The 9,742-nt window shown below is 74.8% G+C and carries 6 protein-coding genes; all 6 read left to right on the top strand.

The window, feature by feature from the left end; genetic code table 11:
• The first annotated feature begins 3 nt into the window (after positions 1-3).
• The 6 genes from ACIBCA_RS22065 (at position 4) to cobA (ending at position 9,584) form a co-directional block, all read left to right on the top strand.
• Positions 4-732 (top strand): methionine ABC transporter permease, encoded by a 729-nt coding sequence (locus ACIBCA_RS22065; RefSeq protein ID WP_396284743.1) that lies wholly within the window; start codon positions 4-6, stop codon positions 730-732.
• A gap of 57 nt (positions 733-789) precedes the next feature.
• Positions 790-1,614: a MetQ/NlpA family ABC transporter substrate-binding protein gene (locus ACIBCA_RS22070; RefSeq protein ID WP_396284644.1), complete on the top strand. Its 825-nt coding sequence runs from the start codon at positions 790-792 to the stop codon at positions 1,612-1,614.
• A 208-nt stretch (positions 1,615-1,822) separates the two neighbouring features.
• The gene (locus ACIBCA_RS22075; protein WP_396284645.1) at positions 1,823-2,455 is read left to right on the top strand and encodes a GNAT family N-acetyltransferase; all 633 of its coding nucleotides are present in this window, start codon (positions 1,823-1,825) and stop codon (positions 2,453-2,455) included.
• A gap of 170 nt (positions 2,456-2,625) precedes the next feature.
• Positions 2,626-3,891 (top strand): precorrin-6y C5,15-methyltransferase (decarboxylating) subunit CbiE, encoded by a 1,266-nt coding sequence (cbiE, locus tag ACIBCA_RS22080; RefSeq protein ID WP_396284646.1) that lies wholly within the window; start codon positions 2,626-2,628, stop codon positions 3,889-3,891.
• Positions 3,892-4,371: 480 nt separating this feature from the next.
• Entirely contained in the window at positions 4,372-8,226 is a 3,855-nt protein-coding gene (gene cobT, locus ACIBCA_RS22085) for a nicotinate-nucleotide--dimethylbenzimidazole phosphoribosyltransferase (RefSeq protein WP_396284647.1), read from the top strand.
• Between the two features lie 110 nt (positions 8,227-8,336).
• Positions 8,337-9,584 carry a uroporphyrinogen-III C-methyltransferase gene (gene cobA / locus ACIBCA_RS22090; protein ID WP_396284648.1) on the top strand — a complete coding sequence of 416 codons (1,248 nt, stop codon included), beginning with the start codon at positions 8,337-8,339 and terminating at the stop codon, positions 9,582-9,584.
• Positions 9,585-9,742: the final 158 nt, after the last annotated feature.

Raw genomic sequence — 9,742 nt, forward strand, 5'->3', positions numbered from 1 at the left:
GGCCTGACCTGGGACCAGATGCAGGACCTGATGTGGCCCGCCACCCAGGAGACCTTCCAGATGGTCGGCGTCTCCGGGGCCATCACCGTGCTGCTCGGCCTGCCGCTGGGCGTTCTGCTGGTGCTCACGGACAAGGGCGGCCTGCTGGCCAACCGGGTCGTCAACAAGGCCATCGGCCTCGTGGTGAACGTCGCCCGCTCGGTGCCGTTCATCGTCCTGATGATCGCGCTGATCTCCTTCACCCGTGTGCTGGTCGGCACCTCCATCGGCTGGGAGGCGGCGACCGTGCCGCTCACCATCGGCGCCATCCCGTTCTTCGCCCGGCTGGTCGAGACCTCCGTCCGCGAGGTCGACCGCGGCCTGGTCGAGGCCGTCCAGTCGATGGGCGGCAGCACCTGGACGATCGTCCGCAAGACGCTGCTGCCCGAGGCCCTGCCCGGTGTCGTCGCCTCGATCACCACCACGGTCATCACCCTGATCAGCTACTCCGCGATGGCCGGCACCGTCGGCGGCGGCGGCCTCGGCAACCTGGCCGTCACCTACGGCTACCAGCGCTTCGAGACGGCCTTCATGTGGGTCATCGTGGCCGAGCTGGTGATCATCGTCACCGCCGTCCAGCTGATCGGCGACCTCCTCGTCCAGCGCCTCACCCACCGCGGCGGCGCCGGCGGCCGGACCAGGCTTCTCGGCCGCACCCCCGAGACGGCCGACAAGGACCTCGCCGCTTCCTAGACCTCCCTCGTCCGACCCCGGACGCGGCTCCCCGTTCCACGCAGAAAGGCACTTTTCGTGCGCAACGCCCTGAAGTTCACCAGCATCCTCGCCACCGCTGGCGTCGCCCTCTCGCTCGCGGCCTGCGGCAGCTCCGGCTCGTCGTCCTCGGACCCGAACGCGGCGCTCAAGGTCGTGGCCAGCCCCACCCCGCACGCGCAGATCCTGAAGTTCGTCAAGGACAACCTCGCGGACAAGGCCGGGCTCAAGCTCGACATCAAGGAGGTCACCGACTACGTGACCCCCAACACGGCGGTGCAGGACGGTTCGGCCGACGTCAACTACTTCCAGCACGTGCCGTACCTGGAGGACTTCAACAAGAAGCACGGTACCGACATCGTCTCCGTCGAGCCCGTGCACCTGGAGCCGCTCGGCGCCTACTCCAAGAAGGTCAAGTCGCTCGCCGACCTTCCGGACGGCGCCACCGTGGGCGTGCCGAACGACGCCACCAACGAGGGCCGCGCGCTCAAGCTGCTCGCGGACAACAAGATCATCACCCTCAAGGACGGCGTCACCACCACGGCCACCCCGGCCGACGTGACCGGCAACCCGAAGAACCTCAAGTGGAAGGAGCTGGAGGCCGCCCAGCTGCCGCGCTCCCTCTCCGACCTCGACGCCGCCGTCATCAACGGCAACTACGCGATCGACTCCGGCCTCAAGCCGACCTCCGACGCGCTGGTCCTGGAGAAGGCCGAGGGCAACCCGTACGCCAACATCCTGGCCGTCAAGAAGGGCAAGGAGAACGACCCGCGGGTCAAGAAGCTGGCCGAGCTGCTGCACTCCGCCGAGGTCAAGAAGTACATCGAGGACAACTTCAAGGGCGCCGTCATCCCCGCGTTCTGATCGTCGTACCGCAGTACCGCCGTACTCCGTGACCCCCGACCGGGCCCCCGCCACCACCAGGCGGGGGCCCGGTCGGGCAGTATGCCCGGGTGGACGCCCCGGCGCAGGGCGTTCTGACGTACCGTCGTGCGCGCGGCGCACCGGGTGCCACCAGTCGCGCGACGGGGGCGTACGGTGTTGTGTTCACGACCCGGCGAGGAGAGACGGCATGCCAGCGAGCTTCCCCGAGACCGCCATCAGCACCGAGCGGCTGCTGCTGCGGCCCTTGGCGGAGGACGACGCCCCGGGCCTGGCCGAGATGATGGCCGACGAGCTCGTCCTGGCCTGGACGGACCTCCCGCACCCCTTCACCGAGGCGTACGCGGCCGACCTCGCCCGCACCCACGCCCCCGCCCACCGGGCCGCCGGCCGCGGCATCCTGTTCGCCGTCACCGAGCACCTCACCCAGCGCCTCGTCGGCCTGGTCGAGCTGCGCAACACCGACTGGCGGCTGCGCAGCACCGAGATCTCGTACGTCACCGCCTCCTGGGCGCGCGGCGAGGGCTACGCCCCCGAGGCCGTCCTCGGCGTCGCCCAGTGGCTCTTCGAGGACCGCGGCTTCCTGCGCCTGGAACTGCGCACCGCCGCCGGGAACACCGCCGCCCAGCAGGTCGCCCAGAAGATCGGCGGCATCAGCGAGGGCGTGCTGCGCAGCGCCTGGATAGTGCGCGGGGAGTCCGGGGAGTTCACGGAGAGGTTCGCCGGTGAGAGCCGCAGCGACCTCATCCTGTGGAGCCTGCTCCCGGAGGACCTGGAGACGCCCGAGCCCCAGCCCGCCGACCGCTACGTGCTGCGCGACTAGCAGAGCCCCCTGGAAGAGGCCCTGGAAGAGGCCCACCCGCACGGACACGTGTGCGAGTCATGAGCCTCACGGGGGATCACACCCGGTAACCTCTCCTGCGGCACACCGAGCGGCGCCGAAAGGCTCCGAGTGGCACCGAGTGGCACCGAGTCGAGGGAGAACGGCCGCAGATGGCTGACCGGATCACGGTCATCGGGTGGGACGGCACACCGCTGACCGAGGCCGCCGGCGCGGCCCTGGCCGGCGCGACCCTCGTCGCCGGCGCCCCCTACCAACTGGGCGCCCTGCCGGTGCCGCCCACCGCCGAGCGGATCACCCTCGGCAACATCCAGCAGGCCGCCAAGCGGATCGCCGAACACCGCGGCGCCGCCGTCGTGGTCGCCGAGGGCGACCCGGGCTTCTTCGGCGTCGTGCGCACCCTGCGCCGCCCCGAGTACGGCCTGGAACTCGAGGTCCTGCCCGCCGTCTCCTCCGTCGCCACCGCCTTCGCCCGGGCCGGCATGCCCTGGGAGGACGCCCAGGTGGTCAGCGCCCACGGCGGACGGCTGCGCCGCGCGGCCAACGTCTGCCGGGCGAACCCCAAGGTCGCGGTCCTCACCGCCCCGGGCGCCGGGCCCGCCGAACTCGCCCTGATGCTGCGCGGGGTACACCGCACCTTCGTCGTCTGCGAGGCCCTCGGCACCCCGGAGGAGGACGTCACCGTCCTCACCTCCGACCGCATCGCCGACCACGACTGGCGCGACCCCAACGTGGTGCTGGTGATCGGCGGCAACGCCCAGACGGCCGGCGTCACCGTCGACCAGGCGGCCGGCTGGCTGGCCGGACGGCCCGTCGGCTACCCCGGCGCGGAGCGCGGCTGGGCGCTCCCCGCCGACGCCTACGCGGGCGCCGGGCGCGCGGAGGGCGAAACCGGCGCACCGGAGGCCCTGCCGGCGCACGCCCGCGCCCTGGTGCTCGCCCGACTGGGCGCCCGCCCCGGGGACCTCGTCTGGGTGGTGGGCGCCGGCCACGGCGCGCTCGCGGTGGAGGCGGCCCGCTTCGGCGCCGCCGTCGTCGCCGTCGAGGGCTCCCGCTCGGCCTGCGCCCGGCTCACCGTCAACGCCCGCCGCTACGGCGCCGAGGTGGAGACCGTCCACGGCCACGGCCCAGAGGTGCTCGGGGGCCTGCCGGAGCCGGACGTCGCCGTGGTGGAGTCCGGCGGCCTGGACGTCGTACGCGCGGTGCTCGCCCGCAAGCCCGAACGGTTCGTCGCGGTGCCCCGGACCTTCGCCGAGGCCGACCAGGTCCGCCGCGCCATCGCCGAGGCCGGCTACCGGGTGGACGGCGCGCTGCTCCAGTCCACCCCGCTGACCGGCGGTGAAGCCGGTGGTGACGGGCTGACGCTGGGCTCCGGAACGGGCGGCGTGCTGCTGCTCTGGGGTGAGCAGATCCTGTGAAGAGCCGGGGCACACGGCGGAACCGCCGGGTGTCCTCGCGGTGATCCAGGTCGCATCCGGACACCGATTCGAGAGGTCACGGCGTCGGGCCGGTAGTGTGACGTCATGGCGGCCTCAGTCGCCGACGGCGCGCCCGATTCGGTCGGTTTGTCACCTTTTTGACGCGGTGCAACCGGGTTCCGCTCGGAGTGTGGGCAATTCGACGGGCCGGGCGCCGGACCTGGAGAATGCCGTAGGGTCCGGTGCGGTCGTGCCGGTTGCCCCGGGTTGTCGTTGTTTCAGACGGTGCGCCGCCCCCGCGGGCGGTGCCCGGGCCGGGGTGTCGCAGCGCACCGGAAGGACTTGGCCGCAGCGCCTCGGCGCGGCGGCCGCGTGTGGTTGAGGGGCGGGTCGGTGCAGGCCCGGCCCGGCGGATGGGCGCTGCGGTCGGTTGATCGCGTCGCCAAGGGGCGCGGCAGCGGCCTGGAAGGAGCTTTGACAATGACCGATGGCGGCCACGTCCCCGGTGAGGGACTGCCGGAGCACCTGCACGCCGGGCCCGACCCGCTCGGCGGACCGGAGGGCGTCGCGGGCGTTGCACCCCTGCAGGGCGTCGCGACTGACGGGGGCCTGATCCCCAACCCGGCGGCGCCGCACGGCGTCATCCCGCAGCAGGGCCAGCAGGGCTTCACCGTCCCGGCCCCCGGGCTGCCCGGCGACGGCTGGACCGTCGACCAGGGCGCGCCCCGCCCCGCCTTCCACTTCCTCGACCAGCCGGACGGGCTGGACGAGGAGGAGGACGTCCTCCTGATGCCCGGCCCGCAGGGCTCCTGGGGCGAGCCCGCCGTGGCCGCCCCGGTCGAGCACGCGCCGCAGGCGCAGCAGGTTCCGCAGGCTCCGCAGGTGGAGGGCATGCCCGTCGAGCCGTCCTGGCCGCCGGTGGACCCGCCGCTGCTCGGCGGCCCCGAGCACGGGCAGCAGCCCGTCCACGCCGTCCCGGTCCAGCCGCAGGCGCCGCAGCTGGTGACCCCCCTTCAGGCGCAGCGCCGTCCGCTGCACGCCGGGCCGCCCATCCCGGACCCGTCGATGATGACGGGCCAGGTGCCGGTCCGTTCGCTGGCCGACCGCGGCCCCTCGCAGGGCGGCACGCCCGCGCACGGCATCCCCGTCGTCGGGCCCGGGCAGGGCACGCCCGCGCACGGTGTTCCGGTGGTCGCGCCGCCGCAGGGCGTTCCGGTGGTGGAGCAGCCGCAGGCCGGTGTGCCGGTGGTGGTCGAGCCCTCGCAGGTCGGGGCTCCGGTCACGGTCCAGAGCATCCCCGTGGTCGAGCAGCCGCAGGCCGGCACGCCGGCGCACGGCGTCCAGGTGGTCGACCCCTCGCAGGTCGGCGCCCCGGTCGGTACGCCGGCCCAGGGCGTCCCGGTGGTCGAGCAGCCGCAGGCCGGTACGCCCGTGGAGGGCGTCGTGGCAGTGGACCCGTCGCAGGCCGCGCCTGTCGACGGCGCGCCGGCGATCGACCCGTCGCAGGCCGCGTCCGCCCAGGGCGTCGCCGTGGTCGATCCTTCGCAGGCCGGCCTGCCCGTCGACGGCGTCGCGGTGGTCGACCCGACGCAGGCGGCCGCACCCGTCCAGGACGTCCAGGTCGTGGACCTGTCGCAGGCCGGTACCCCCGCCCACGGCATCCCGGTCGCCGGGCAGCCGCCGATGGCCGAGACCGTCGCTTCCCAGTCGCTGCCGGTGCCGCAGGTCACCTTCATCGCCCCGGTGATGCCGGAGGCCCCCGCGGCTCCGGGCGCGGAGCCGCAGCCGTACGAGCAGGTGCCGCTGGCCTCCCAGCCGGTCGAGGGCGTCCTGGCCGTGGAGACGGTCGGCGCCATCGAGGTGATCGAGGTCGTGGAGTCGCCGGAGGCCGCCGTCGCGGAGTCGGTCGCCGTCGAGACCGTGGCCGTCGAGGCGGCTGAGGCCGCCGAGGCCGTCGCCGGGCAGCCCGAGGCTTCCGCCCCGGCCCAGCCGCGCCGGATCTCCGCCTTCCTCGCCGCGCCCACCTCGCACGGCCTGCCCAAGGTCGAGGCGGCCGTGCAGCCGGAGGCGCCCATAGCGGCCGCCGACGCGCCGCAGGCCGTCGAGCCGGTCGAGCAGCCGGAGGCCCCCGTGGTCGAGGAGACCGCCGAACCGGTCGCCGAGACCGCCGTCGGCACCGGCGAGATGCCGTCCGGTCAGGCCGTCGCTGAGCCGGTCGAGGCCGTGGAGCCTTCCGTCGAGGCCGAGCAGCCCGCCGAAGCCGTCGAGGCCGTGGAGGCCGCCGAAGCCGTCGAGGCCGTGGAGGCCGCCGAAGCCGTCGAGGCCGTGGAGGCCGCCGAAGCCGTGGAGCCCGTCGCGCCGGTCGAGGCCGTCGCAGCGGAGCCCGAGCAGCAGCCCGCCGCCGAGGCCCCGCAGCCCGAGCAGGCCGAGCCCGTCGCGGAGCAGCCCTCCGAGGCTTCCGAGCCCGCCCAGGAGGAGGCCCCGGCCACCGAGCAGCAGCCCGCCGGGCCCGCCGCCGAGCAGCCCGCCGAGCCCGAGCAGCCGCAGCCCGAGGAGTCGGCCGAGCCCGCCGAGCCCCGCGGCCCCGCCGCCCCCGGCTACGACGAGGCCGGCCGCGACGCCGTCCACCAGGTCATCCGCGAGCGCCGCGACATCCGCAACGGCTTCCGCCCGGACCCGATCCCGCACGAGGTGCTGATCCGCGTCCTGGAGGCCGCCCACACCGCCCCCAGCGTCGGCTACTCGCAGCCCTGGGACTTCGTGGTGATCCGCTCCGCCAAGACCCGCCGGCGCATGCACGCCCTGGCCGAGCGCCAGCGCGAGGCGTACGCGGACTCGCTGCCCAAGGGCCGGGCGAAGCAGTTCAAGGAAATCAAGATCGAGGCCATCCTCGACACCCCGGTGAACATCGTGGTCACCGCCGACCGCACCCGCGGCGGCCGCCACACCCTGGGCCGCCACACCCAGCCGCAGATGGCCCCGTACTCGGCCGCCCTGGCCGTCGAGAACCTCTGGCTGGCCGCCCGCGCCGAGGGCCTGGGCGTCGGCTGGGTGAGCTTCTTCGACGACGAGCAGCTGGTCCGCGAGCTGGGCCTGCCCGAGCACCTGGAGGTCGTCGCCTACCTGTGCGTCGGCTTCGTCGACGAGTTCCCGGACGAGCCGGAGCTGGAGCAGCAGGGCTGGGCGAAGAAGCGCCCGCTGTCCTGGGTCGTCCACGAGGAGCAGTACGGCAACCGCGCGCTGCCCGGCGAGGAGCCGCAGAACCTGCTCGCGGAGACCCTGCGCGGCATCCGCCCGCTGGACGCGAAGGCGCTCGGCGAGGCGTGGGACCGCCAGAAGCGGATGACCAAGCCGGCCGGCTCGCTCGGCATGCTGGAGATCATCTCCGCCCAGCTGTCCGGCCTGTCCCGCAAGTGCCCGCCGCCGATCCCGGAGCCCGCCTGCGTGGCGATCTTCGCGGGCGACCACGGCGTGCACGCCCAGGGCGTCACCCCCTGGCCGCAGGAGGTGACCGCCCAGATGGTCGGCAACTTCCTGGCCGGGGGAGCGGTGATCAACTCCTTCGCCAAGCAGATCGGCACCGAGGTCTGCGTGGTGGACGTCGGCGTGGCCGCCGAGCTGCCGGAGGCCGTCCAGCAGGGCCGGGCGACGGGCCTGCTGCCGCGCAAGGTCAAGCCCGGCACGGACGACATGACCCAGGGCCCGGCGATGACCCGCGAGGAGGCGCTGCAGGCCATCGAGGTCGGCATCGAGACCGCCCGCGACCTGGTCGCGGCGGGCAACAAGGCCCTGGTCACCGGGGACATGGGGATCGCCAACACCACCGCCTCGGCGGCGCTGATCTCGGTGTTCACGGGCCTGGACCCGGCCGAGGTCACCGGTCGTGGCACCGGCATCGACGACGAGACCCACGCCCGCAAGATCGAGGTCATCCGCGCCGCGCTGGCCCTCCACCAGCCCGACCCGAACGACCCGATCGGCGTCCTCGCCGCGATCGGCGGCCTGGAGCACGCGGCCATCGCGGGCTTCCTGCTCGGCGCCGCCTCGCTGCGCACCCCGGTGGTGCTGGACGGCGTCATCGCCGGTTCGGCCGCGCTGGTGGCCAAGGCCATCGCCCCCGAGGTGCTGGCCGCCTGCATCGCGGGCCACCGCTCCGCCGAGCCCGGCCACCAGGCCGCGCTGGCCAAGCTCGGCCTGCGCCCGCTGATCGACCTGGACCTGCGCCTCGGCGAGGGCACCGGCGCCCTGCTGGCCCTCCCGCTGGTGCAGAGCGCGGCCCGGGCGATGCACGATGTAGCCACCTTCGACTCCGCCGGGGTCACCGAGAAGGCCTGACGCAGCCCGTCACCGCTCCGCGGACCGGCCCGAGGGCGCGCCGGTCCGCGCAGCGGCGTCTTGCCGTACGAACACCCCCAGACCCTCACCTCGCACCAGGAGCACCGCCGATGACCGCGCCCACCCCGCACCCCGGCACCGAAGGCCGTACGCCCTACCCGGTCGGCCTGCTGCTGGCCGGCCGCCGCGTTGTGGTGATCGGCGGCGGCCACGTCGCGCAGCGGCGGCTGCCCGCCCTGATCGCCTCCGGCGCCGACCTGCACCTGATATCCCCGGCCACCACCCCGGCCGTCCAGGCCATGGCCGACGCGGGCGAGGTCACCTGGCACTCCCGCCCGTACGAGGACGGCGACCTCGCCGGCGCCTGGTACGCCCTGGTCGCCACCGACGACCCGGCCGTGAACGCGGCCGTCAGCGCCGAGGCCGAGCGCGAGCGGGTGTTCTGCTCCCGCAGCGACGACGCCTCCGCCGCCTCCGCCTGGACCCCGGCCAGCGGCCGCGACGCGGGCGCCACCGTCGCCGTCCTCACCGGGGACCCGCGCCACTCCGCCGCCCTGCGCGACGCCATCGTGGACGGCCTGCGGGACGGCTCCCTGGCCGCCCGCCAGTACCGCTCCCGCGGCGCCGGGGTGGCCCTGGTCGGCGGCGGCCCCGGCGACCCGGACCTGATCACCGTGCGCGGCCGCCGCCTCCTCGCCGACGCCGACGTGGTGGTCGCCGACCGCCTCGCCCCGCGCGAGCTGCTCGCCGAGCTGCCCGAGCACGTCGAGGTCATCGACGCCTCCAAGATCCCGTACGGCCGGTTCATGGCCCAGGAGGCCATCAACCGGACCCTGATCGAGCACGCCAAGGCCGGAAAGTTCGTCGTCCGGCTCAAGGGCGGCGACCCGTACGTCTTCGGCCGCGGCGGCGAGGAGCTGCTCGCCTGCGCCGAGGCCGGCATCCCCGTCACCGTCGTGCCCGGGATCTCCAGCTCGATCAGCGTCCCGGCGGCCGCCGGCGTGCCCGTCACCCACCGGGGCCTCACCCACGAGTTCACGGTGATCTCCGGCCACGTCGGCCCCGACGACGAGCGCTCCCTCACCAACTGGGACGCCGCCGCGCGGATGAGCGGCACCCTGGTGCTGCTGATGGCCGTGGACAAGATCGGCGCGATCGCCGCCCGGCTGGTCGCGGCCGGCCGCTCGGCCGACACCCCGGTCGCGATCGTCCAGGAGGGCACCACCGCCGCCCAGCGCCGCGTGGACGCCACCCTGGGCACCGTCGCCGCCGTGGTCGAGGCCGAGGGCGTCAAGCCGCCGGCCGTCATCGTGATCGGCGAGGTCGTCGACGTCCTCGCCGCCGCCTTCCGGAAGTGAGCCCGGCCCAGTGACCCCGGCGGAGTGGGGAGTCGGCCCCGCCCCCCTACCCCACCCCCCCCGGCCCCCCCCCACCCCCCCCGCGGCGCCCGCCACCTGGCCCTACCCCGCGCCCTGGGTCCCGGCCCCCCCCCGGCCCCGCCAAGCGCGCCCCCGCA

This window comes from Kitasatospora sp. NPDC051170, assembly GCF_044455705.1.
Classification (GTDB): domain Bacteria; phylum Actinomycetota; class Actinomycetes; order Streptomycetales; family Streptomycetaceae; genus Kitasatospora.

Excerpts from the sequence above, each read along its gene's own strand:
- ACIBCA_RS22075 (WP_396284645.1), top strand. The coding sequence starts at position 1,823 with ATGCCAGCGAGCTTCCCCGAGACCGCCATCAGCACCGAGCGGCTGCTG.
- cbiE (WP_396284646.1), top strand. The coding sequence starts at position 2,626 with ATGGCTGACCGGATCACGGTCATCGGGTGGGACGGCACACCGCTGACC.
- cobT (WP_396284647.1), top strand. The coding sequence starts at position 4,372 with ATGACCGATGGCGGCCACGTCCCCGGTGAGGGACTGCCGGAGCACCTG.
- cobA (WP_396284648.1), top strand. The coding sequence starts at position 8,337 with ATGACCGCGCCCACCCCGCACCCCGGCACCGAAGGCCGTACGCCCTAC.